Source organism: Bordetella tumulicola (assembly GCF_965138755.1).
Lineage (GTDB): Bacteria > Pseudomonadota > Gammaproteobacteria > Burkholderiales > Burkholderiaceae_B > Bordetella_A > Bordetella_A tumulicola.
This window is the reverse complement of the sequence record NZ_CBCSFP010000013.1, coordinates 73,894-96,497: the sequence shown is the minus strand read 5'-3', so window position 1 is coordinate 96,497 and position 22,604 is coordinate 73,894. Positions and strand designations below refer to the sequence as shown.

Annotated in this window: 22 protein-coding genes; 15 read left to right on the top strand and 7 right to left on the bottom strand. The window is 60.8% G+C overall.

Going from position 1 to position 22,604, the window contains the following annotated elements; genetic code table 11:
• The first annotated feature begins 54 nt into the window (after nt 1-54).
• The 9 genes from ACNAZS_RS23420 (at nt 55) to ACNAZS_RS23380 (ending at nt 7,958) form a co-directional block, all read left to right on the top strand.
• On the top strand, nt 55-783 hold the full coding sequence (locus ACNAZS_RS23420) for an SDR family oxidoreductase (protein ID WP_415792990.1): 729 nt from the start codon (nt 55-57) through the stop codon (nt 781-783).
• Nucleotides 774-1,361, top strand: coding sequence for a D-glycero-alpha-D-manno-heptose-1,7-bisphosphate 7-phosphatase (locus ACNAZS_RS23415; protein WP_415792937.1), 588 nt, complete (start codon nt 774-776; stop codon nt 1,359-1,361). Before ACNAZS_RS23420 ends, ACNAZS_RS23415 begins: the two co-directional genes overlap by 10 nt.
• 78 nt (nt 1,362-1,439) lie before the next feature.
• A complete protein-coding gene (locus tag ACNAZS_RS23410; protein WP_415792936.1) occupies nt 1,440-3,176 on the top strand; it encodes a carbamoyltransferase family protein in 1,737 nt (578 codons plus the stop codon).
• Nucleotides 3,173-4,243, top strand: a complete 1,071-nt coding sequence (locus tag ACNAZS_RS23405) for a glycosyltransferase family 9 protein (protein ID WP_415792935.1) — start codon at nt 3,173-3,175, stop codon at nt 4,241-4,243. The genes ACNAZS_RS23410 and ACNAZS_RS23405 overlap by 4 nt, the downstream gene beginning before the upstream one ends.
• The gene (locus ACNAZS_RS23400) at nt 4,230-5,192 is read left to right on the top strand and encodes a glycosyltransferase (RefSeq protein WP_415792934.1); all 963 of its coding nucleotides are present in this window, start codon (nt 4,230-4,232) and stop codon (nt 5,190-5,192) included. The genes ACNAZS_RS23405 and ACNAZS_RS23400 overlap by 14 nt, the downstream gene beginning before the upstream one ends.
• Nucleotides 5,189-6,187, top strand: coding sequence for a UDP-glucuronic acid decarboxylase family protein (locus ACNAZS_RS23395; protein WP_415792933.1), 999 nt, complete (start codon nt 5,189-5,191; stop codon nt 6,185-6,187). The genes ACNAZS_RS23400 and ACNAZS_RS23395 overlap by 4 nt, the downstream gene beginning before the upstream one ends.
• A 12-nt stretch (nt 6,188-6,199) precedes the next feature.
• Nucleotides 6,200-6,883 carry a PIG-L deacetylase family protein gene (locus ACNAZS_RS23390; RefSeq protein ID WP_415792932.1) on the top strand — a complete coding sequence of 228 codons (684 nt, stop codon included), beginning with the start codon at nt 6,200-6,202 and terminating at the stop codon, nt 6,881-6,883.
• A gap of 169 nt (nt 6,884-7,052) precedes the next feature.
• Nucleotides 7,053-7,658 (top strand): hypothetical protein, encoded by a 606-nt coding sequence (locus ACNAZS_RS23385; protein ID WP_415792989.1) that lies wholly within the window; start codon nt 7,053-7,055, stop codon nt 7,656-7,658.
• 15 nt (nt 7,659-7,673) lie between these two features.
• Nucleotides 7,674-7,958: a hypothetical protein gene (locus ACNAZS_RS23380; protein ID WP_415792931.1), complete on the top strand. Its 285-nt coding sequence runs from the start codon at nt 7,674-7,676 to the stop codon at nt 7,956-7,958.
• Nucleotides 7,959-7,965: 7 nt separating this feature from the next.
• Here the strand turns inward: ACNAZS_RS23380 and ACNAZS_RS23375 are convergent, their stop codons facing one another.
• The 7 genes from ACNAZS_RS23375 to ACNAZS_RS23345 form a co-directional block, all read right to left on the bottom strand.
• Nucleotides 7,966-8,991 carry a DNA topoisomerase IB gene (locus ACNAZS_RS23375; RefSeq protein WP_415792930.1) on the bottom strand — a complete coding sequence of 342 codons (1,026 nt, stop codon included), beginning with the start codon at nt 8,989-8,991 and terminating at the stop codon, nt 7,966-7,968.
• Nucleotides 8,992-9,034: 43 nt separating this feature from the next.
• On the bottom strand, nt 9,035-9,793 hold the full coding sequence (locus ACNAZS_RS23370; RefSeq protein ID WP_415792929.1) for an alpha/beta hydrolase family protein: 759 nt from the start codon (nt 9,791-9,793) through the stop codon (nt 9,035-9,037).
• Complete coding sequence (locus tag ACNAZS_RS23365) at nt 9,780-10,925, bottom strand: DUF3182 family protein (RefSeq protein ID WP_415792928.1); 1,146 nt, start codon at nt 10,923-10,925, stop codon at nt 9,780-9,782. The genes ACNAZS_RS23370 and ACNAZS_RS23365 overlap by 14 nt, the downstream gene beginning before the upstream one ends.
• 396 nt (nt 10,926-11,321) lie before the next feature.
• Nucleotides 11,322-12,002, bottom strand: coding sequence for a GntR family transcriptional regulator (locus ACNAZS_RS23360; RefSeq protein ID WP_415792927.1), 681 nt, complete (start codon nt 12,000-12,002; stop codon nt 11,322-11,324).
• Between the two features lie 22 nt (nt 12,003-12,024).
• Nucleotides 12,025-13,260: an amidase gene (locus tag ACNAZS_RS23355; protein WP_415792926.1), complete on the bottom strand. Its 1,236-nt coding sequence runs from the start codon at nt 13,258-13,260 to the stop codon at nt 12,025-12,027.
• Entirely contained in the window at nt 13,241-14,185 is a 945-nt protein-coding gene (locus tag ACNAZS_RS23350; protein WP_415792925.1) for a polysaccharide deacetylase family protein, read from the bottom strand. The genes ACNAZS_RS23355 and ACNAZS_RS23350 overlap by 20 nt, the downstream gene beginning before the upstream one ends.
• A gap of 69 nt (nt 14,186-14,254) precedes the next feature.
• Complete coding sequence (locus ACNAZS_RS23345; protein ID WP_415792924.1) at nt 14,255-14,689, bottom strand: nuclear transport factor 2-like protein; 435 nt, start codon at nt 14,687-14,689, stop codon at nt 14,255-14,257.
• Between the two features lie 277 nt (nt 14,690-14,966).
• Between ACNAZS_RS23345 and ACNAZS_RS23340 the strand changes: the two genes are divergently transcribed.
• From ACNAZS_RS23340 to ACNAZS_RS23315, 6 genes are all read left to right on the top strand, one after another.
• Nucleotides 14,967-16,151: an ABC transporter substrate-binding protein gene (locus ACNAZS_RS23340; RefSeq protein ID WP_415792923.1), complete on the top strand. Its 1,185-nt coding sequence runs from the start codon at nt 14,967-14,969 to the stop codon at nt 16,149-16,151.
• A gap of 20 nt (nt 16,152-16,171) precedes the next feature.
• Nucleotides 16,172-17,050 carry a branched-chain amino acid ABC transporter permease gene (locus tag ACNAZS_RS23335; protein WP_415792922.1) on the top strand — a complete coding sequence of 293 codons (879 nt, stop codon included), beginning with the start codon at nt 16,172-16,174 and terminating at the stop codon, nt 17,048-17,050.
• Nucleotides 17,047-19,530, top strand: a complete 2,484-nt coding sequence (locus tag ACNAZS_RS23330) for a branched-chain amino acid ABC transporter ATP-binding protein/permease (RefSeq protein WP_415792921.1) — start codon at nt 17,047-17,049, stop codon at nt 19,528-19,530. The genes ACNAZS_RS23335 and ACNAZS_RS23330 overlap by 4 nt, the downstream gene beginning before the upstream one ends.
• A gap of 153 nt (nt 19,531-19,683) precedes the next feature.
• Nucleotides 19,684-20,862, top strand: coding sequence for a CaiB/BaiF CoA transferase family protein (locus ACNAZS_RS23325; RefSeq protein ID WP_415792920.1), 1,179 nt, complete (start codon nt 19,684-19,686; stop codon nt 20,860-20,862).
• A 54-nt stretch (nt 20,863-20,916) separates the two neighbouring features.
• A complete protein-coding gene (locus ACNAZS_RS23320; protein ID WP_415792919.1) occupies nt 20,917-21,672 on the top strand; it encodes a FadR/GntR family transcriptional regulator in 756 nt (251 codons plus the stop codon).
• 70 nt (nt 21,673-21,742) lie between these two features.
• On the top strand, nt 21,743-22,558 hold the full coding sequence (locus ACNAZS_RS23315; protein ID WP_415792918.1) for an enoyl-CoA hydratase: 816 nt from the start codon (nt 21,743-21,745) through the stop codon (nt 22,556-22,558).
• The last annotated feature ends 46 nt before the right edge of the window (nt 22,559-22,604 follow it).

Sequence of the window (22,604 nt, the reverse complement as noted above, 5' to 3'; positions counted from 1 at the left end):
CAAGTAGTGCGGGCGCGCCGCGTCCGCGCTTTGCGCAGTCATACGGAGAAAATGATGAGGGAAAGCGAAACGCTGGACGGACGTGTGGTACTGGTGACGGGGGGCGCGAGCGGCTTGGGCGCGGCGATTTGCAACATGCTGGCTGCCGAGGGCGCCAGCATCGTGATAGCCGACCTGAACGAAGCCCGCGCCCACGAAAACGCGCATCGCCTCACCGAGGGTGGCGCAACGGCTTGCGCGGCAACGATGGATGTCGGTGACCAGGAACAGGTTGCCGCCGCCCTGGACTTGGCCATCCAACGTTATGGAAAACTGGATGCCGTCGTTAACAACGCAGGCGTTGACGTCACCGCGTCTATTGACGAACTGGACGTCGCCGCCTGGGAGCGCGTGCTGCGCACCAATCTGACGGGGCCGTTCCTGATGGCCAAGCTGGCGAAGAACAGGCTGGCGCCGCATGGCCATATCGTGAATATCGCCTCGACGGCAGCGCGGCGTGCCTGGCCCAACGCGAGTGCCTACCATGCGTCGAAGTGGGGCCTGATGGGGCTATCGCACGCGCTGCACGCGGAACTGCGCGGCATGGGCTTGAAAGTCAGTGCCGTCATCGCCGGTGGCATGCGTACCCCCTTTCTGTTGGATCGTTTTCCGGACATCGACACGAGTTGCCTGCAAGATCCGGAAAACGTAGCGCGCGCGGTGCGTTTTGTGCTGACCCAGCCGGACGAGACCGTGGTGCCGGAGGTTATGGTGCTGCCCATGAAGGAAACCTCATGGCCTTGATCCCGGCGATATTCCTGGATAAAGACGGTACGGTGCTGGCCGACGAGCCGTACAACGTCGATCCCGCACGGATGGTTTATGCGTCCGGTGCCCGGGAAGGACTGCGCCTGCTGGCCGCGTTGAATGTGCCGCTGATCGTGATCAGCAACCAGCCGGGTGTAGCGCTGGGCTATTTTGATCTCCAGGAACTGACGGGTGTGCGGGAGCGTCTGGCCAGCATGTTTGAGGCCGCGGGCGCACGCCTGGCGGATTTTTATTGGTGTCCCCATCATCCCCAGGGTCGCATGACCGCCTACGCCAGCGTTTGCACATGCCGCAAACCGCAGTCTGGGCTGCTGCTGCGGGCAGCGCGGGAGCACGAGATAAACCTGGGGCGCTCATGGTTCATCGGAGACATTCTGGACGACGTGGAGGCCGGCAATCGCGCGGGTTGCCACACCGTATTGCTGGATGTCGGCAACGAGACGGAGTGGCGGCCGGGCCATTGGCGCCACCCCGACGTGCATGCAGCGAACTTGGAACAGGCCGCGCGTCATGTTGCATGGGCGATGCAAGACGTGGGCCGAGAGATGGCATGACTGACGCGCGAACGACGGGGCGGGCAAACAGGCACGCGTGGCCGTCCGACGGCTATAGCACAGACGAGAGGACTCACCATGTACACATTGGGAATCAATGCCGCTTTTCATGATTGTTCTGCCACGCTGGTTCGCGATGGAATTGTGCTGGCGGCGGCCGAGGAAGAGCGTTTTACACGTATCAAGCATGGCAAGCGGCCCGTACCTTTCTCGACCTGGCAATTGCCCTATCACGCCATTGATTATTGTCTAGCCGAAGGGCGTATCGCGTTGCGCGACGTCGACCACATCGTCTATGCATTCAATCCTGCGCTACTCCCGGATCCTCCGCAGACGGGCGGTCAAATCGTGTTGCCGCTAGAGCCCTCGAGCGCGCCGGCACGCCCGCACGAGGGCTCGCCCTGGGATCCGCTGTTCACCGCCTACGTATTGAATGCGCCGCGCCAGTTGATGGACGGCGTGCCTCACCATCTGAAGGCGCGCTTCGAAGGCTTGACGCTCGATCATGTTCTGTCGCGCTGGATATTCCTGGACCATCACCTCAGTCACGAAGCCAGCGCTTTTCTGGCCGCACCCTGCGACGAATCGGCCGTGCTGACCCTGGATGGCCGCGGTGAGCGCGCCAGCACCAGCTATGGCGTGTTCAGTGCGGGAAAATATACGCGCCTTAAGCAGATCGAACTGCCGCATTCGCTGGGGCTCTTATACGAAGACATCACTCGCTACCTGGGCTTTCTGCATTCCTCTGACGAGTACAAGGTGATGGCGCTGGCTTCATTTGGCCAGCCTGAATACCAGCGACAGATGCGCGACATTGTGCAGCTGGACGATCAGGGTGGCTATCATCTGGAGCCCGCCCGGCTAGAAGAGCGCTTTGGTCCGCCACGCCAGCGCGGCGCACCGTTCGAGACGCATCACAAGAACCTGGCAAGCTCGTTGCAATATGTGCTGGAAGAGACGGCGATGCACATGGCCAACTGGCTGCATCGCGAAACCGGCGCCCGCAACTTGTCGATGGCGGGCGGGGTGGCCCTGAACTGCGTCATGAACGCACGTCTGAGCCGCGATGGTCCGTTCGATAGCGTGTGGGTGCAGCCGGCCGCGGGCGATTCGGGCACGTCGCTGGGCGCCGCGTTGTACGTCGATTATCAGCAACGCGGGGGAGAGCGTCGTTGGACGATGGAGCATGCCTATCTCGGACCTGCCTATGATGACGACGAGATCGAACGCTTTCTCTACCGGTCGCGGCTGGCTTTCCGGAAGCTGGATAACGTCGCCGAAGAGGCGGCGGAACTACTCGTCCAAGAGAAAATTCTGGGCTGGTTTCAGGGGCGCATGGAGTTCGGACCGCGCGCGCTGGGAGCGAGATCGATTCTGGCGTCACCGCTCGATAGTGGCATGCAGGCCCGTCTCAATGGCCTGAAAGACCGCGAAGACTTTCGGCCCGTGGCCCCGGTGGTGCTGGAAGAGCAAGCCGCACAGTGGTTTGATGCGCGCGGTGAACAGCCGCTGTGCGCGCCGTTCATGCTGTTCGTCTATGACGTCTTGCCGCAGCGCGCAACGCAAATCCCCGCGGTGCGACACATCGACGGTACCGCCCGGGTACAGACAGTGAGACGCGACCAGAATGCGCGCTATCACGATTTGTTGGCGGCTTTCGAACGTCGTACCGGCGTGCCGGTGTTGGTCAATACCTCATTCAACACACGAGGCGAGCCCGTGGTCTGCTCGCCGCGCGACGCGGTGGAATGCTTTTGGACGTCGCCATTGGATGCGTTGGTGATCGGCTCGTATCTGCTGGAGAAGCCCCGATGAATGTGCCGACCGGATTCTTGGGCCAGCCAGCCCGCATCGCCGTATTTCGCGCGCTGCAATTGGGAGACATGCTGTGCGCCGTACCGGCTCTGCGTGCGCTGAGACAGGCCTTTCCGACCGCGCATATTACGCTGATTGGTTTGCCGAACGCCCGCGAATTCGTGCAACGCTTTGACCGTTATGTCGATGAACTGTTGGAATTTCCCGGCACGGCGGATTTTCCCGAGCAGACCCATCGTGAACGGGCCTTGCCGGCATTCTATCGAGAGGCGCACGCCCGTCGTTTCGATGTGGCGTTGCAACTTCATGGCAGTGGCAAGCATTCGAATGAAATCGCACGCTGCCTGGGAGCGCGTCAATGGGCGGGCTTTGTGCCGACCCGGGCTGAATCGGTGCCCGGTAGCCGCATGGTGTGGCCCGACCGGATGCCCGAACCATTACGGTACCTGGCGTTGTTGCGTTATTTGGGTATCTCGGCCTTCGATTCCACGCTGGAATTGCCGCTATCGTCATGCGAACAGGCGGCAGCGGACGCCCTGATTGCCGAGCAGGGCCTGAATCCGCAACGTACCGTGTTGCTGCACGTGGGGGCTCGGCTGCCCTCACGACGATGGCCTCTGACGCGGTTTGCACAGGTCGCTGCCGCCGTGGTGGTGCAGGGCTGGCAGGTGGCGCTGACCGGTACCGACGAAGAAGCCGAACTGGTCGCCTTGGTGGCGCGCGATTGCGGCACACGAGTGGCAAACCTGTGTGGCCGAACGACGTTAGGCGAACTGGCGGCGCTGGTGGGCCGATGCCGTCTGGTGGTCTGCAACGATACCGGCATGTCGCACGTGGCGGCCGCCATGCGCACCCCCAGCGTCGTGATCGCGTCCGGCAGCGACGTACGACGCTGGGCGCCGCTGGATAGCCGTCGCCATACTGTCATCTCCGTCAATGTGCCATGCCGGCCCTGCAGTCACGCAGTATGTCCGATCGGGCATCCGTGTGCGCTCGGCGTCTCGGCCGACGCAGTGTTGGGTCGAGTGCGACGTCAACTCCAGGAGCTTCATCATGTCGCATCCTGATGACTTCGAGAGATTGCGTATTCTGGTGTGGCACGTCCATGGAAATTATCTGTATTCGCTGACGCAGGCGCCCCATGATTTCTATGTGCCCCAGACCGTTGACGGGAAACCCGGTTATGGCGCGTTGGGCACCAAAATTCCTTGGGGAACGAATGTGCACGGTGTGCCGGCCGAACAGATACGCGACCTGGATATCGATTTGGTGGTGTACCAGTCAAGCGAGAATCTTGCTGATGCCGCCATGTTGTTGTCGCAGGTGCAGCGGCGGCTGCCTTGTGTCTATATCGAACACAATCCTCCTGCACTGCTGGCCGCAGAGACGGTCCATGAGTTTCGGCACGAACGGGGTCTGCTGGTGCACGTGACGCCGTACAACGCCGTCATGTGGGACGCGGGCGGCATGCCTCAACGCGTGGTTGAACACGGTTTGCCAGATCCGGGCCTGCTATATCGCGGCGATCTGGCGCGTGGCATTGTTGTGGTCAATCATCTCATGCGGCGGGGCCGCCGCGTCGGCGCAGACCTTTACACCGAGGCAGCGGCGCAGGTGCCCATGGACTTGATTGGCATGGGCTCGGAAGACGCCGGAGGACTAGGTGAAATTCCCAACATGGAAGTGGCCGCGTTCATGGCGCGCTATCGCTGCTTCTTTAGCCCCGTGCGCTATGCCAGCCTGGGCTTGTCGCTGGTCGAGGCGATGCTTTGCGGGTTGCCGGTGGTGGGCTTTGCGGCCACCGAATTGCCCTGCGTCATTACCAGTGGCCGGGACGGTTACGTGGATAGCCGGCCGCAGCGGTTGCACGAAGTCTTGCGGCAGTTGTTGCAAGATCCTGAACTCGCGCGCGAATGGGGCCGGGCCGGTCGGCGTACGGCATTGCGGCGATTTTCGATCAGTCGCTTTGTAGCCGACTGGAACCGGGTGTTTACGACGTTGACGGAGACATCATGAAAGACAACATAAACAACGCGTCGCGAGCGCTTGTCGCCGGCGGGGCCGGATTCCTGGGGTCGCATTTGTGCCAGCGCTTGTTGTTGCAGGGCGCAGAAGTCGTCTGCGTAGACAACTTTCATACGGGACGCAGCGAGAACCTGGCCGAGTTGACTGCACATCCCAATCTGACCATATTGCGTCAGGATATCGCGCTGCCGCTGCCGGACGACATTCAGGTTGATCACATTTATAACCTGGCATGCCCGGCTTCGCCTGTACATTATCAAGCCGACCCTGTGGCCACGCTGCGCACGTGTGTTGAGGGTGCTACCCAATTATTGGAACTGGCGGCCCGCACCGGAGCGCGTATCTTGCAAGCGTCGACCAGTGAGGTTTATGGCGACCCACTAGAACATCCGCAGCGCGAAGCCTATTGGGGGCACGTGAACGCGGTCGGCCCGCGTTCGTGCTACGACGAAGGTAAGCGTTGTGCCGAGACACTGTTTACCGAATACGGCCATCGTCGCGGCGTGACCGTCAAAATCGCGCGTATTTTCAATACCTATGGGCCACGCATGGCTGCCGACGATGGTCGCGTCGTTTCAAATTTTATTGTCCAGGCATTGACCGGCCGCCCGCTGACGATATACGGTGATGGAAGCCAGACTCGATCATTCTGCTACGTGGACGACCTCGTGGACGGTCTGGTTCGCTTGATGGAAAGTCCCGCCGACTTGAGCCAGCCCGTCAATCTGGGCAATCCGTGCGAGATCACGGTCTTGCGCATGGCCGAGCTGGTGTGCAAGCTGACCGAGACACAAGTGCCCATGCAACTTTGCGACCTCCCGGAGGATGATCCCATGCAGCGCTGTCCCGATATCACTTTGGCCCGTGATCGCTTGAACTGGCAGCCTTCTACGTTATTGCACACCGGTTTATTGCGCACGATCGAGTATTTTCGTCGGCATCCGTCAGACGTTGTTCGGGATGCCGCGGCCGTTGTCAGTCACTGAACGGAGTTGCGGATGGACTTGCAGGGCAACACCGTGGTGATATCACCGCATTTTGACGACGCCGTACTGAGTTGCGGCGCCTGGCTGGCGACGTACCCGGGCAGCACGGTCTTGACGGTGTATTCAGGCGTACCGCCCAGTACTGTGCCGTTGCCGGATTGGGACCGACGTTGCGGATTCGAACGCGCTGATCAGGCGGTCATGGCTCGCCATGAGGAAAATCGTACCGCCATGGAAATTCTGGGGGCACGTGGATTGGGCTTGGGTTTACTGGATAGTCAATACGAAGGCGCATCCCGCGAGACCGGCCGGATTACCGGCATGTTGGCCACGGCGCTGACCACGTTGCGGCCCACTGTGGTACTGATGCCGTTGGGGTTGTTTCATGCAGATCATCTGCGGGTGTCGGACGCGGCCTTGACAGTATGGCGGCTGTTTCGGCAGGCCATGCATAACACCTGGCTGGCCTATGAAGAAGCGTTGTATCGCCGCAAGCCCGGATTAGTACAGCAGCGTTTGGCCGATTTACGGGCGCAGCACATCCAGGTCACGCCCAAAGCGGGTCCGCCCTACGACGGCGGGCGTAAAACCCGAGCGGTCGCCGCCTATGCCAGCCAGCTGGAGCCTCTGGGGCTGACGCCAGGGCATGGCGACGACGCGGCACCGGAGTGCTATTGGTCCCTCGATGCGGAGTGAGGGACGCGGCAACGAGTTCGCCGCAACCGGACAGGCGTGGCGTCGCGGTGGGTGGTGGTACGGCAGGCGTCTGCGTGGGTAGATATACCCATTAACGGCGCTAATCTGCCTCAGGCACGAGAATTGCGTACCTATGCGCAACGCCAATGTTCGCTAGCAGGAGGCCATGATGTCATTGATTGTTGCCGCGCGATTCCAGACTTTCGAGCAAGCCGAGGCCGCAGCGCAGAACCTCTACGACTCGGGCTTTCGCGACGAGGATATCCATACGTTTTATGTCGGCATCGCGGGAGAGCATGCGCGGTATCCCATCGGCGGCGATCGTACGGCGGATCCTGATTCGCATGGGGGGTCCGTCGCTGCGGTGATCGGCGCCGCAGTGCTAGGCATCTTATTCGCGGTGATTTGCGGCATTATCGTCTTGCAATTCGATCCTTCGGCGATCGTCGTGACGGCGGCGGGCGGGGTGGGCGCCTATATCGGCGCGCTGGCCGGTGCCCTGTGGGCGGTTGGCAAAGGGCGCCGCCAACGCCGGGGGAATACCGAGCGCGTCAGTCACCCCGAAGTACGCCAGGCCGGTGTGTTGCTGGCGTTGCACATTCGGCCCGACCAAGAATCCCGTGCCGTTGCCCTGTTGCGTGAGGCGGGTGGCACCGATGTAGAACGCGCCAACGGGCGCTGGATGAACGGCAAGTGGCAGGACTTCGACCCGCTGACTCCACCACAGCGCGAGCCGCAGTCCGAGCCTCAGGCCGCCCATCCCGGCACCCCTTGATACGGAGAGATCTTCATGGGAAACGTTCGAAAGCCTGCTCAGGGCACGTCTTCTGAATCGTCCGCCCGGCCAGGTACACCCCGCAAGACTGTTCGTCCTGAATCGTCTGCTGACGGCAAAATACTTCCGCCGCGTGATGTGGTCGACGTGCCGCGCCAACCTGCCGTCCCCGATGCCCGCACACCCAATGAAGCCGCCAAAGACAGTCGGCCCGTACGCGACAATCAGGATGAGTCCAATTGGGCTGACGGCGCCAAACCCAAGCCGCATGCCAAGAATGCGCGCTCGCATTTGTTGTAGCGCCGGGCTACGGTCGATCGGGCTGATAACCGCGCAGAAAATGCCACAAACGTCGTTCGTCGGCATTCAGGCCACGGGGCGTCGTCGGCGCCGGCGTACGAGCCGGCAGCGCGCCTCGCAGATAAGTTTCTAGAATCGCTGGATGGATGTAGCACTTCCGGCAAACCGCCGGCGTATTACTCAGGCGTTCCGCGACTTGCTTTACCACTTGAACCAGCGTGCGTTTTGCTTGTGCCTCATCGGCAGCCGGCTGATCCTGCAGCAGAGCGAAGGCCTGTACTGAACCCGCCCACGTGCGGTAGTGCTTGGCGGTAAAGCCCCCGCCGCCGGCGGTTTTCAAATACGTATTGACCATGTCTGAATCGATCGGCCGGGGCTGCCCCTCGGCGTCGCGGTAATGGAACAGCTGTTGACCAGGCAGGTCCATGCAACGCTTCACGATGCGGGCAATGCGGGCGTCATTGACGGTAACGTCGTGCGCCACGCCGCTTTTGCCCGTGAAGCGCAGCCGCAGCCGCCCGCCGGTCACGGCGGTGTGGCGGCGTTTTAGCGTGGTCAGTCCATAGGAATGGTTGGCGCGGGCATATTCGCGGGTGCCGATACGGATCAGTGTAATTTCCAGCAGGCGCACCAATACGGCCAGTACTTTGTCCTGTGATAGCGCCTGCAGATGCATATCACGCATCACTCGACGGCGGATGCGTGGCAGGCTGGCCGCAAAATCAAGTAATTGATCGTACTTGCCGGCGTCGCGCACGGCCACCCAGTCCGAATGGTAGCGATATTGCTTGCGACCACGCGCATCGCGTCCCGTGGCTTGCAGGTGGCCGTTGGCCGAGGGGCAGATCCATACCTCTGTATAGGCGGGCGGAATCGCCAATGCATCAATGCGCTGGATGACATCGGAATCCACGATGGGCTTGCCCCGAAGATCCAGATAACGAAACTTTCCCGACGGCATGCGCTTACGCGTAAAGCCTGGGCGTCCATCATCGACGTAAATCAGGCCGGTGTCTCGCGGGGGCGGGGTCACGGGTTGCTTCCGATCTGAATAGTTTGGCGGGATTGGCCGACCCTTAATGATCGGCCGCCTCGCCGCCTACCCGAGCGCCGACAATCATTTCGGTGGCCCAGTTCAGCAGAATCGAGGTATAGGCCCGCTGGGCTACCTTGTCGGTCAATGCATGATCGGCACCGTCGACGATGCGATGGGTCAGCGAATGGGCGCGGAGAAAGGCGGAGCGGTAATTCATGATGGTCGAATGCGGAATGAAGGTGTCATGCTGGGATTCCACGATTAACACATCCCCTGTAAAAGCTTCGCACGCGGCCAGCGCGCGATTCTGGTCCGGCGTCACTTGTGTCAGGCGGTACGCCGCCAGGCTGTCTCGGCTGAGCGAGCCTTTCGGGAGATCCCATTCCTCGTCGCGATAGAGCGCCGGCACGTGCAAGGCCAGCCATCTCACAGGACGCATGGTCGATAAGATGGTCGCCAGATAACCACCATAACTGCTACCCACGACCGCTATCTCTTCACTATCTATCGAAGGATGGCGCAATAACTGGTCGTAGGCTGCCACGACGTCGCGCAAGTTGTCGCTGCGCGACACGCGCGAGCGCTGAGACTCCGTGGCGGCATGGCCACGCAAGTCGAAGGTCAGGCAGATGCAGCCCAGGCCGGCAATGTTGCGAGCGCGCACCAAGTCGAACTTTTGGCTGCCGCCCCAGCCATGGATGAACAGCACGCCGGGGATCTTGGTCTCTGGCGACAAGAAGGTGCCGGACAAGTCCACGCCCTCTACTTCGATGGAAATGGGCTCGCTATGTGTCGCCATGCGATACGACTCCGGCTGATTTGCTGATGCGGCCTACATGGGGATCATCATCGTCATAGACGATACTGGCTTCGGGGGGTCTTGAGTCATCGTCGCCGTAGCTTTCGGTCGTGCGCGCGCGGACTCGCTGACGGTCAGGGTCGTGACTGAACACCTCGAGCGCGCAGGCTTCTGCCATGCTCGCGCCACCGGCCCGCCACGACTGCTCCAGCACACCACGCCGACACTCACCCGCCGCGCCCAGGCCTTCGGCGACATCATAGTTGCGACGCGAGGCGAAGAAGTCTGGATAGCATTCCTGTACGACCGCATCATAGCGTCGCGCGAGTTCGATAGCGTGCTGTAGCGGGGCGGGCCAATGCTGTGCCGATAGGGCATCGAAACCGCCACGTACGAACAGCATGTCCGAGCCACCATAGACCGCAGTGCCTTGATTATCGCGGGTCAGTTGCTGCGTGCCGACGTAACTGGCAGACATGCCGGGCAAGCGTACGGTGCCGACGCTGTACGTGACGACATCGTCCAGATGCTCTTCCAGTACCAGTCCGAACTGGGCCGTCTCGAGCTCGTCTTGCGCACGCAACGCCTCGCGTAGCCCGGCTTCGTCAGTTACTTTCACCTGACCGCGGCCTGCCGTGGCCTGCACCGGTTTGATGCGCGCTGCTCCGCTGCGTAGCAGCAGGGCACCGGCATGCAGGGCGTCCTCGATTGAAAATACGGTGTATCCGGCCAGTACGGCATCCTTCAATCGCGCGCCCATCTGGGGGGACCAGCCTGCGGGTGGGGACGCATGCGCTTCGTTCAACATAGGGTGCGTGATGGCTTTGGTGGCGACGAATTCGTAGGGCACGACCCCGCCATACAAGTCCGCTTCGCTATGAATGGAAAGCCGGGCTGCGGCTGAACTGCTTAGCGTCGTATTCGGTACATAGTAGATTTTCTCGTCAGCGCGACGGTGAGACTGTTGGTCAGGCTCATAGTCCACGGCGCATGCACACCCCAGTAAATTGGCCAATTTGCTGGCTAATGCATGATGACTGGCGATTTCGTGTGCGGAAGCGCCCAACCGTCGCGGGTAGGCAACGACTAGATCAGCATGGGAATCGGACTCGGGTGCGGACAGCGTCGGCATGGGCGGACCTTGTGAAGTCGGTGGTCGTCTGGCCCACGCACGTAGCGTGCCTGACGGGTCAACCGTTCAGCCAACGCATGACCAGTGCCAAAGCGGTCAGTAACAAAATTGCGCTGATCCAGGTGACGACAATTTTTCCGATGCGTTTGCGTTCCGCCTCTTTCATTGGTGCCTTCCTCGCTGCAATGGAATGAAGGAATTCCCGCTCGCCGGCAGGGCCAACGGCGTGCCGCAGTTTTCATGCCTGGGGGTTGTCGCGAGGGGCGTGTGCTGCCCAGAATGGTCCTTAAATGTTTTGAGGGGCTTGCAGGTCTGCTGTTGAGTACGCGTCGGCATAAACGTCGTCACCGCTCGAATCTGTCGTCAGATCAGATAGGGGCTAGCGGCAGATCGCCTTCAAGTCATCCCCAACATATCCGCCAAACTCAGTTCCGTCTGATCCTCCACCAATTGAATATGTGACTCCAGTTCTCGCAGGTGGTGATCCATTTCGACCACTGCTTGTGCGATCTTTCCTTGCTCTAGATAGTCCACCACACGCACGTGTTCGTCGTGTTCGCAGTGCGCGTTGCCCGGCGGCTGAAAGATCGCCACGACGAGTGAACAGCGAGAGATGACCTCCATTAGATAGCGCGCCAGGAGCGGGTTGCGTGACAGCTCGCCCAGTTTTAAATGAAAATCGCTAGCCAGGCGCGCCCATTCGGTTTGCGGCACGTCGTGCATGGCACGGTGCTCGTCGCGCAATTGGCGGCGCAGTAACGCGTAGTCGGCTGGCGTGGCCCATTGGGTCACGAGTGGCAGGATGGAGGCCTCTAGCGCGCGGCGGGCTTCGAAGAGCTTGCCGATTTCTTCGCGGGTGGGCATGGCGACGATCGCGCCGCGGTTGGGCCGCAGTTCGACGACGTGGTCGTGAGCGAGGCGATGAAGGGCCTTTTGCACGATGCTGCGACCTACGCCGAAGAGCTCGCACAGTGCAGCTTCCGGCAGCTTGGTGCCGGGACGCAGGCGCTGGCCCATGACACCGCTGACGACGGCTTGGTAGATACGTGTCTCGGTGTCGTCCGAATGTTTTTTCATCGTTTGATTCGTTTCAAAAAATTCACTCGACTTGGGTGCCAACGGCGCCGAGTTGCACACCGATTTCGGTGGCCAGGCTGATGAGCGCCAGGTCGCTGCCGGCGGGACCTAGCAGCGATACGCCGGCGGGCAAACCGTTGACATCGATGAAGGGGATGTTGACCTGCGGTAGCCCTGCAAGGCCGGCGATCGACGTGATGCGAAAGGTATTGGTGCGGATCGTGTCGACGGTGTTGGGCGCCGCCGTACGCGCAATCGCGGCGCTGGAGGCGGAGGGCAGGATGGCAATGCGATCCTCACCCAGGAGCGCGCGAATTTGGTGGCGCAGGCTGGCCTGCGTGGCCTGCGCTTTCTGCGCCGTGTGCGTGCTGATCCGGGCGGCGGCTTGCCAGCGCCCCTCGATGGCGGGGCTAAAGGCAGGGCGCGTACCGGTGATCCAGTCTTTATGTGTTTGCCAGGCATCGTAGGCGGACAGGGTGATATAGGTTTGCCGCCAGATTTCCAGGGGCGTGTCCGACGAGAGTGTGTGACTGACAGGCAGAGAAAAGCGGCCTTTCAGGGCGTCAGCGACCTTGTCGATGAGCGGGGCGAATACCGTGTCTGCCTGGGCGCAGGCATCGGTCAGCACGACGGCGCCACGCCAGGCGCGGGTGTCGGCGCCGGCCAGCAAAGTCTGGCCGACGCGTTTGAATACCGATGCGTGTGCGGCCAACCAGGTCATGGTGTCAAACATCGGAGAAAGGGGAACAACCCCTTTGGCGCTGAGGCGTCCGTGCGTGGTACGCAGGCCCCACAATCCGCAGTAGCTGCCGGGCACGCGGGTTGATCCGCCTGTATCCGTGCCCAGCGCGAAATCGACCAGACCGGCGGCGACCGCGGCCGCAGACCCGCTGGATGATCCGCCGGTGACGCGGTCTGGAGCACGAGTGTTGAGTGGGGCGCCATAGTGGATGTTCTCGCCGTGGATGCTGTAGGCGAGTTCGTCGGTCACAGTCTTGCCGTACAACTGTGCGCCAGCCGCCAGCAGTTGGGCGACGAGCGGGCAATGCTCGGTGGCTGGGTCGTGGGTATCGAGCCAGGCGGGATTGCCCGCGCCCGTGCGTTGGCCCGCCACATCGAACAGATCTTTGGCGGCAAAGTTCAGGCCGTCCAACGGACCGTTACCGGAAGGTGGGACGACGAAGCGCCCATGCGGTACCCAGGCACCGACGGTATCTTCAAAAGGCAAAACGGCGAGTTCAACGGGAGCGGCTGTCATTTGTGATTCCTGATTTAAGCGTATCGACATGGGCGCAGATCGCACCCGGTGTGGTGAACCAGACCTCGCCGCGATCGCGGTGCTCGGCGATGTGGGCCAGGGCGCGGCGCAGATGCCGCAAGCGATAAGGCTGTCCGACGAGATAAGGGTGCAACGCAATGCCCATGACGAGCGGCTGATGGCGCGATTGCTCAAGCATTTCATCAAAGTTGTCGATGATCAGTTGGGCAAAGTCCTTGGCATCCATGTGGCGCGCCACCATCATGGGGATGTCGTTGACTTCCTGGGGGTAGGGCACTGACCAGAGGGGGGATCCATTGCGGGTGCGTAGTGGGGTAGGCTGGTCATCGTGGCACCAGTTCAGGGTATAGCGGTAGCCGGTTTCGGCGAGCAGATCCGAGGTGAGGCGCGATTCGGCAATCCAGGGGGATAACCAGCCGCCGGGGCGTACGCCGGCGACGCGTTCAAAGCGTTCGGCGCAGTGGCGCAGCAGCGCGTGTTCCACGGCCTCGGAGTAGGCGCCTTGCTGTTCGGCGTTGGTGTGCCCGTGCGCGATCAGTTCATCGCCGCGCGCGATGCACGCCTGGATGAGTTCGGGGCAGTGATCGAGGATCGCCGTATTGGCTACGATCCCGGCGGGCAGGCGCAGGCTGTCAAATAACGCCAGGCAGCGCCAGGCGCCGACACGATTGCCGTACTCTCGCCAGCTATAGTTCAGCACATCGGGCTCACCAAAACTGGCTCCCAGTTTCGCGCCCATGCCACTGCCGAATGCGAAGTGTTCCAGATTGAATCCCAGATAGACGGCTAATCGGGCGCCTTGTGGCCAGTCATAGTCAGGTCGGCCGTGGATCGGGGAATAGTCGAAGCGATCATGACTGTTGAGCGGTCCGAATGGGGTATCTGTCGTTGATACGCTGTTCATCGTGAGTAGGAGGATCTGTGTATCGCGGTGTTCACCGCTGGGTGTGCATTGACAGTGGTGTTGGGCGCGTCATTGTGTGGCGAGCCCTGCCCGGACCAACATCCATTCGGCGCTGTCGTTCCAGACGTCCATTTCTGTGATCAGGCCATGGTTGACGACATAGCGGTCGACGTAGCGATTGCCTTCGAAAGGAGTCCCGTCGAGCCATTCTCCATACAACGTGCCGCGGTTGTAGACCACGGCATGTGTGTCGGTGGCGCCGGCCACGACGTCAGTGGATTCAAAACGCTTCTTTACCCATGCATAGCGCGCCTTGTTAAAGGCGGTGCACTCCGAGGGGTCGCGCATGGCGCGTCCACCCGTGAAACGAATACGCAGGTCGGGACTGACATAGCGACGCGCGCCGTCGGGGTCCGGTTTCATGAGCGTGATCAAGTAGGCGTCGACCAGGGCGCCGGGGTCAGTCGTGCTGACGGGCATGTTCGGGTTTGGTGCGTCGTGCATCGTTTTCTCCCACGGATTGCGCCGATGTGGTGCATAGAAACTGAAATCGTGATGGACATCGAGGCGTGATGCGATAGGCATCCACGCCTTATTGTCCTGACGAATTCATTGGATTGTCGTCAATAGAACCCCAGAGATTGACGACAAAAACTCATACGAGAACAAGCAAACACCATGCCAGGATGGCAACAAAATTTTTAATTGGCATGGGTTTTGCTTGAGTGGAGGGCAGGGCGGCTTTCGCGCCTTTGCCATCGACCACTTTTGGGAGCACCCCATGTCTCGCTTTTCTCGTCGCACTTTTGTTTGCTCTTCCCTTGCTTTGTTTTGTGTGGGATTGGGCGCAAGCGCTCAGGCCGCCGAGCCGATCAAGATCGGCTTGATTACTGCGTTGTCCGGGCAGTCGGCTCTAGCTGGGGAAGCCATCACGCGAGGGATGATCATCGCGATCGACGAAATCAATGCACAGGGTGGCTTGCTCGGGGGACGCAAGCTGGAGCTGGTGCGCCGTGACGACGAGGCGAACCCGGCCAAGGGCGTGGTCGCCGCGCGTGAATTGATCTACAAAGAAAAAGTGGCGGCGATTTTTGGCGGGCTGGATACACCGGTCTCGCTGGCGATTGTCCCGCTGGTCAATCAGGCCAAGATGCCATTCATCGGTCCCTGGGCCGCGGGCACGCCGATCACGAAGAACGGCGCCAAATCCAATTATGTATTCCGCGTATCGGCGGTCGATGAGATCGTCGATGTCGGCATGGTGGACTACGCGCAAAAGACCTTCAATAGCGCGAAGTTTGGCCTCATCATGGTGAATAATCCCTGGGGCGAGTCCAACCAAAAGGGCCTGGTTGCCGCGCTGGACGCAAAGGGGATCAAGCCGGTGGGCAGCGAGAAGTTCGAGGGTAGTGACGTAGACGTGGTACCGCAGTTGACACGTCTGAGGGCCGCCGGTGCTGACACCTTGTTGATGGTGGGCAACGTGGGCCCATCGGCCCAGGTCGTGAAGTCGCTGGACCGCATGGGCTGGAAGGTGCCTGTCGTATCGCATTGGGGCCCCGCGGGTGGTCGCTTTACGGAGTTGGCAGGTCCCAATGCCAAAGACGTGCATTTTGTGCAGACCTATAGCTTCTTTGGCAAACAGTCGCCCGTGGGTGAGAAGGTCGTGGCCGCGCTCAAGGCCAAATATCCCAATATCAAGGGACCCGAGGACATCACCCCGGCCGTTGGCGTGGCGAACGCCTATGACGCGATGCAATTGACCGCGTTGGCGATTCAGCAGGCGGGCTCGACCGACGGTGAGGCGATCCGCGACGGTTTTTACAAGATCGGCCACTACGACGGATTGATCAAGCAATACCGGCAACCGTTCTCGCCTGACGTGCATGACGCGCTGACGGCGCAGGACTATGTCTGGGCACAGTTCATTGATAACCGCATTCTGCCCGTCGGGCAGGCGAACTAAGGCCATTAGCGGAGCATGCAATGCAGTTAGTCGCGGCGCTAATCAGTGGCCTGGGCCTGGGCAGTATGTACGGTCTGATGGCACTGGGTTTTCATCTGACCTATTCGGTTTCGGGAACCGTCAATTTTGCGCAGGGCAGCTCCATGATGTTGGGGGCGGTGCTGTGTTTTACCTTTGCTCAGACACTAGGGTGGGGCATGGCACCCGCGATCGTGCTGGCGTTGCTGTGCTGCGCGCTATATGGCCTGCTGGTGGAGTTTCTGGCGGTCAGGCCGTTTGCGTCGCGCGGATCCAACGCATGGCTGATGTCTACCGTCGCCTTGGGCATTGTGCTGGATAACGTGGTGATGCATACCTTTGGCAAGGAACCGCGCAGCCTGCCTTCGCCCCTGGCCGTGGCACCCATTGACGTGGCTGGACTGGGTTTTGGTGTTTATCCGCTGCAATTGCTGATCCCGTTTATTGGATTTGCGCTGGCGGCCGCCTTGCATGGGGTGGCTCGGCGTACCCGCTGGGGCACGGCGCTGTTGGCCGTGGTGCAAAACCGTGACGCGGCGCGCTTGATGGGGATTCCGATCAAGCGTGCCGTGGCGGGGGCCTTTGCGCTGTCCACGTTGTTTGCCGGCGTGGCGGGCATCTTGATCGCACCGCTGTTTAACGTGAATGCCGATATGGGTACGTTGTTTGGCCTCAAGGCGTTTGCAGTCGCGATCTTGGGGGGGATTTCCAGTGCCTGGGGCGTGATGTTCGCCGGTCTGATTTTCGGTATGGCCGAGGCGCTTATCACCGTCACGCTGGGTTCGGGGCATACGCAGATTATTACGTTCGCACTGGTGATTGTGGTGTTGGCCGTCAGGCCCAATGGATTGTTTGGTCGGGCCGAGGTCAAGAAGGTATGAAACTCAAATCTCTTGCGGTGGGGGCGGTGATTGCGGCGCTGACGCTGATGTTGGCGTTTACGCTCAATAGTTACTACGTGTTCGTGCTGGCCAATATTGCCTTGATTGCGATCGTGGGTATCGGCCTGAATGTGTTGTTGGGGCTGACCGGCCAAGTGTCTTTCGGGCATGTGGGATTTTATGCCGTTGGTGCGTATACCGTCGCGATCTTGACGACCAAGGCGGGTTGGGATTTCTGGTCGGCGTGGGCGGCGGGCACCGTGTTGGCGGCGGCGCTGGGGACGGTGCTGGCGTTGCCCGCGTTGCGGGTCAAGGGACCTTATCTGGCAATGGTCACCATTGCATTCAGCTTCATCGTGCAGCACGCCATTGTAGAGATGTCCGATCTGACCGGTGGGCAAAGCGGCATCATGGGCATCATGCCGCCGCTGCTGGTAGCCAGTTGGGGACCGGAGCAAACCGTGACGGTATTGGCGGTGGCGGCGGTGGTGGTGCTGCTGATCGGATATCACCTCTTGTCGCGAGGGACATGGGGGGCGGCGATGCGGGCCGTCAACGATAGCGAGACCGCCGCGCAGTCGATCGGATTGAATCCGCTGGTGATCAAGGTGATTGCGTTTACCTTGTCGGCAGCCACGGCAGGTCTGGCGGGCGGGTTGTTTGCGCCGTTGTCCAGCTTTGTGACCGCCGAGACCTTCAGCTTCATGCAGTCGATCTTGTTCGTCCTCGTGGTGATTGTCGGCGGTGCAGGTACGATCGCGGGACCGCTTGTTGGCGCTTTGATCGTCGGGGTATTGCCCGAGTTGCTCGCTTCGCTGGAAAGCTATCGTCTGCTATTTTTTGGGGCGATGTTGCTGTTGGTGCTATGGGTCGCACCCGATGGTTTGGTCGGATTGTGGCGGCAGGTTTACGGCAAATTTCAGACGTCGATCGAACCCGTGCGCGAGAAGGCCGTTCAGGGTTCGCTGACCTTGCCACGGCGTGCGCGAGCGGTGTTGGCCGCACACGATTTGGGGATCACCTTTGGCGGCGTGCGTGCCGTCAGTGAACTGGAGATGCGGGTACCCAATGGTGCCGTGACGAGTTTGATCGGCCCGAACGGCGCGGGCAAGACCACGGCATTGAATATGTTGAGTGGTTTTTATCGTCCGTCGGACGGCAAGGTGATACTCGGGAATGATGCGCTGACGGGCTTGTCCGCGTTTCGTATTGCCCGCAAGGGTGTTGCACGCACTTATCAGACCTCGCAATTATTCGGCACGCTCAGTGTCGAGGACAACGTGGCGCTGGCGATGAGCCGAGGCCGATTGGGGGGCTTGTTTGCCGCGCGTCGTTTTCGCGGGGATGCGGCTCGTCAGCGCGCGCGGGCGCTCTTGGCCTTTTGTGGGTATCAGGGCTCGTCTCAGATCAGCGCGGCCGCGCTGGCGCACGTGGATCGTCGCTTGGTCGAAATCGCGCGTGCGCTGGCCACGGATCCCGATGTGCTGCTGCTGGACGAACCCGCGGCAGGTTTGTCACGCGAAGACAAAGATCAACTCGCCGCGCTGTTGCGCCGCATTGCGGAGTCGGGCGTGGGCGTTGCCTTGGTCGAGCATGACATGGCCCTGGTGATGTCGATTTCGGATCAATTGGTGGTGCTGGACGCGGGCAAGCGTTTGGCGGTGGGAACGCCTGCCGAGGTACAAAATGATCCGGCGGTCAAGCAGGCCTATCTGGGCGAGTCGCTCGATGCCCGCGTGAGCGAATCGGACCACTCGCGCACGCCCGGTCCGGAATTGCTGGGGGTTGATCGTCTGGTGGCGGGGTATGGTGCGGAGCCGGTATTGCATGGCATTAGCCTGCAGGTGCGTGCCGGTGAAATGGTGGCGCTGCTAGGCGCCAATGGCGCCGGCAAGTCGACCTTGATGCGTACGTTGGCCGGCTTGCATCATAGTCAGTCGGGCGCGATGCATATCGATGGTCATCAATTGGAGGGTCGTGCCGCCGAGGATATTGTCGGCCTGGGTCTGGTCCTGGTGCCTGAAGGCCGACAGGTGTTCCCGGAGCTTTCGGTGTTGGATAACATTCGCCTGGGCGCGTTTCTGGATCCCACGGATCGCGAAGCCCGCGTGGAAACCATGCTGCAACGTTTTCCGCGACTGCGCGAGCGACTGCATCAGCGTGCGGGTCTGCTGTCCGGGGGAGAGCAGCAAATGCTGGCCGTCGCGCGCGGCCTGATGAGTCGTCCTCGTGTGCTGCTGCTGGACGAGCCGTCACTGGGCCTGGCACCGAAAATCATCGCCGAGTTGTTCGCGGCGCTGGATCGCCTGCGCGACGAGAACATGACCATTTTGCTGGTGGATCAAATGGCGGGCCTGGCGCTCGCGTTGGCAGATCGCGCTTATGTCATGGAAAGTGGTCGCGTCGTGGCGCAGGGCACGGCAGAGGAGATCGCGGCAAATGACGAGTTGGCCGAGGCGTATCTCGGCGGGCACGGTTAGGTTTTGGTTTTGTTTGTTCGTCCGGTATGGCCACCGCCCGTCGATGTTTTATACCGACGGGCGGTGGTTATTTAGGGTTTTCCATGATGTAAAGCCACGATCGATATAAGTAGGATGTCCAACATCCTACAAATAACAATCGAGACAACAGTCATGATTTTTGCCCCGCTGGATCGCTTTACCGTGCTTGATTTGTCCCGCGTTCGTTCTGGTCCGACGGCGGTGCGCCAGTTTGCGGACTGGGGGGCGAATGTCATCAAGATCGAAGAGCCGAGCGAGGTTAAGGACGACAAGCCGGGCGGCGCGGCGAAATTCAGTGATTATCAGAATACACATCGCAATAAGCGCAGCCTGACGTTGAATCTGAAGCACCCGGAGGGCAAGGCGATCTTCCTGGAACTGGTCAAGCGGGCGGACGTGGTGGTGGAAAACTATCGTCCGTCGGTCAAACGCAAGCTGGGTATTGATTATGAGTCCCTGCGTCAGATCAATCCGGGTTTGGTTTATGCCAGCATTTCGGGGTTTGGCCAGGACGGGCCCTATGCGGATCGACCCGGTCTGGATCAGATTGCCCAGGGCTTGAGCGGACTGATGTCGGTGACGGGGGAAGCGGGGCGGGGCCCGATGCGGGCCGGGATTCCCATTGCGGATCTGAGTGCGGGCCTGTTCGCCGCCATCGGTATCCTGATGGCGTTGCTGGATCGGGAGCGCACGGGACAGGGACGGTGGTTGCATACGTCGCTATTGCAGGCCCAGGTCTGGATGATGGATTTTCAGGCAACGCGCTGGTTGATCGATGGCGAGGTGCCTGGCCAGTCGGGCAATGATCATCCCACTAGTTCGCCCACGGGCGTGTATCCAACGTCCGATGGTTATATCAACATCGCGGCCATGGGATCCAGTATGTTCGCGCGGTTATGCGATGTGCTGGGCATGCCGGAAATCAATGACGATCCGCGTTTCGCATCGGCGGGCCTGCGCGTCGAGAATCGCGCTGATCTCAATCGGGAGATCATTGCACGCACGATGACCGGTACGAGCGCGCAATGGATTGAGCGCCTGAATGCCGCCGGCGTGCCGTGCGGGCCGATCTTGTCGATGGACGCCGCGTTCGAAAACGAGCAGGTGCGGCATCTGGCGATGACGCGACGGGTGGCCCATCCGCAGCGCGGCGATATCGACATCATGGCGCCACCTGTGGTGTTTGACGGCGTTGAACGGCCGCCGGTGCACGCGGCCCCGGAAACGGGGGCGCATTCGGACGAAATTTTGAACTGGCTAGGTCTGGATGCGGCAGCGTGCGATCGTTTGCGCGCCGCGGGTGCCGTGTGACACCATCAGGCCCCCCGTACGCGACGTTCGACTCGCGGCTTTTCCAGGACTGTCATGGCCAATCCCAAACCTGCATTTGAATCTGCTTTGTTCGATAGCCTGAACAGGCCCGACAACTTGCCCGACGAGATTGCGCAGCAGATACGTCAAAAAATCGTCAGCCAGGCTTTTGAACCTGGCCAACGTTTGCCGACTGAGCTGGAGCTTTCTCAATCGTTCGGCGTGAGCCGTAACGTGGTGCGCGAGGCGATTGCCCGCCTGAAACTGTCCGGCTATATCGAGACCAAGCGCGGGGTGGGAAGTTTTGTCGCGTCGGAACCGGGGCCGCACAATTTCGAGATTTTGCCGGCCGATTTGCTCCACGCCGACGCCCTGGAGCAGGTGTACCAATTGCGCGTGGAGATCGAGGCGGGCGCGGCGGCACTGGCGGCGCAGCAGCGCACGGAGGCCCAGTTGGAGACGTTGCGACAGGCTTTGTTGCGCGTGGATGCGGCCGGTGCGGATTGGCGCCATGGTGCCGATCGCGCTCTGGATTTTCATATGGTCGTTTGTCAGGCGACGAATAATCCGTACTTTGTTCGTTTGCTGTCGCTATTTGGCCGGGCCATTGGTGATGCGGTACGCACGTTGCGGTACGCCAGCGCCGGCACGGATCGCGTGGCGCAGATCGAGGCGGAGCATCATCGCATTTTTGATGCGATCGTGGCGCGTGACAGTGACGCTGCACGCGCCGCGATGCGTGAGCATCTTTCAAATGGTATGCAACGCCGGCGCGCGCTATTGCAAGACGCCGCGACGAAATCTGAATAGTTTTTATAACGTTCTTTCGCCGAGTGTCGCGTGACATGGGGCGCAGATCATCGATCAGGGAAAAACACTCATGAGCACGCAGCGCATTTTGCAAGGCCGCATCACGGAAAATCTGATTGTCGAAAAACGCGGGGCGGCGGGTTGGATTACGTTCAATGACCCGGGACGCCACAATGCGGTGTCCTACGACATGTGGGATGCGATTCCACAAACCTTGCAGGCCCTGAAGGAAGATCCCGAAATACGTGTCGTGGTGTTGACGGGAGCCGGCGAACGCGCGTTTGTGAGTGGCGCCAATATTTCGCAGTTCGACAAGCTGCGCTCGGGCGAAGAGGCGGTGCAGGCCTACGAAAAGGTCGCGGAAACCGCGCAGTTGGCGCTCTACGATTACGACAAACCCACCATCGCGCGTATCAAGGGATACTGCATCGGCGGTGGCCTGAATATTGCATTGTGTTGCGATCTGCGTATCGCGTCCGACGACAGCACTTTTGCCATTCCGGCGGGCAAGCTGGGCTTGGGTTATCGAATGACCGCGATTCGTAATCTGGTGACGGTTGTCGGCCCCGCGCGCGCACTGGAGATTTTCCTGACAGCGGCGCGCTACACCGCCGATGAGGCGCAAGCGCGCGGCTTGCTGCATCACGTGACGCCGGCCAGCGAGCTGGACCAGTCGGTTCAGGACTATGTCTCTCAGATCTCGGTCAATGCTCCTCTGACCCTGTTTGCCGGCAAAAAAATGATTCGCCAGATGCAGCAATTAGGCGCGGAAGTCGATACGCAGGCGATGAAGCAACTGGTCATGGCGTGCTTCGAGAGTAACGACTATCGCGAGGGGCGCAAGGCTTTTGCCGAAAAACGTAAACCAGATTTTACCGGCACGTAAGTCCCCAGGCTGTCGCGTTATCGGTCAGACCTGTTCAACATTCATA

Bases quoted from the DNA above. Each gene is read 5' to 3' on its own strand.
- ACNAZS_RS23420 (WP_415792990.1), top strand. From the start codon at position 55: ATGAGGGAAAGCGAAACGCTGGACGGACGTGTGGTACTGGTGACGGGG.
- ACNAZS_RS23415 (WP_415792937.1), top strand. From the start codon at position 774: ATGGCCTTGATCCCGGCGATATTCCTGGATAAAGACGGTACGGTGCTG.
- ACNAZS_RS23410 (WP_415792936.1), top strand. From the start codon at position 1,440: ATGTACACATTGGGAATCAATGCCGCTTTTCATGATTGTTCTGCCACG.
- ACNAZS_RS23405 (WP_415792935.1), top strand. From the start codon at position 3,173: ATGAATGTGCCGACCGGATTCTTGGGCCAGCCAGCCCGCATCGCCGTA.
- ACNAZS_RS23400 (WP_415792934.1), top strand. From the start codon at position 4,230: ATGTCGCATCCTGATGACTTCGAGAGATTGCGTATTCTGGTGTGGCAC.
- ACNAZS_RS23395 (WP_415792933.1), top strand. From the start codon at position 5,189: ATGAAAGACAACATAAACAACGCGTCGCGAGCGCTTGTCGCCGGCGGG.
- ACNAZS_RS23390 (WP_415792932.1), top strand. From the start codon at position 6,200: ATGGACTTGCAGGGCAACACCGTGGTGATATCACCGCATTTTGACGAC.
- ACNAZS_RS23385 (WP_415792989.1), top strand. From the start codon at position 7,053: ATGTCATTGATTGTTGCCGCGCGATTCCAGACTTTCGAGCAAGCCGAG.
- ACNAZS_RS23380 (WP_415792931.1), top strand. From the start codon at position 7,674: ATGGGAAACGTTCGAAAGCCTGCTCAGGGCACGTCTTCTGAATCGTCC.
- ACNAZS_RS23370 (WP_415792929.1), bottom strand. From the start codon at position 9,793: ATGGCGACACATAGCGAGCCCATTTCCATCGAAGTAGAGGGCGTGGAC.
- ACNAZS_RS23365 (WP_415792928.1), bottom strand. From the start codon at position 10,925: ATGCCGACGCTGTCCGCACCCGAGTCCGATTCCCATGCTGATCTAGTC.
- ACNAZS_RS23360 (WP_415792927.1), bottom strand. From the start codon at position 12,002: ATGAAAAAACATTCGGACGACACCGAGACACGTATCTACCAAGCCGTC.
- ACNAZS_RS23355 (WP_415792926.1), bottom strand. From the start codon at position 13,260: ATGACAGCCGCTCCCGTTGAACTCGCCGTTTTGCCTTTTGAAGATACC.
- ACNAZS_RS23350 (WP_415792925.1), bottom strand. From the start codon at position 14,185: ATGAACAGCGTATCAACGACAGATACCCCATTCGGACCGCTCAACAGT.
- ACNAZS_RS23345 (WP_415792924.1), bottom strand. From the start codon at position 14,689: ATGCACGACGCACCAAACCCGAACATGCCCGTCAGCACGACTGACCCC.
- ACNAZS_RS23340 (WP_415792923.1), top strand. From the start codon at position 14,967: ATGTCTCGCTTTTCTCGTCGCACTTTTGTTTGCTCTTCCCTTGCTTTG.
- ACNAZS_RS23335 (WP_415792922.1), top strand. From the start codon at position 16,172: ATGCAGTTAGTCGCGGCGCTAATCAGTGGCCTGGGCCTGGGCAGTATG.
- ACNAZS_RS23330 (WP_415792921.1), top strand. From the start codon at position 17,047: ATGAAACTCAAATCTCTTGCGGTGGGGGCGGTGATTGCGGCGCTGACG.
- ACNAZS_RS23325 (WP_415792920.1), top strand. From the start codon at position 19,684: ATGATTTTTGCCCCGCTGGATCGCTTTACCGTGCTTGATTTGTCCCGC.
- ACNAZS_RS23320 (WP_415792919.1), top strand. From the start codon at position 20,917: ATGGCCAATCCCAAACCTGCATTTGAATCTGCTTTGTTCGATAGCCTG.
- ACNAZS_RS23315 (WP_415792918.1), top strand. From the start codon at position 21,743: ATGAGCACGCAGCGCATTTTGCAAGGCCGCATCACGGAAAATCTGATT.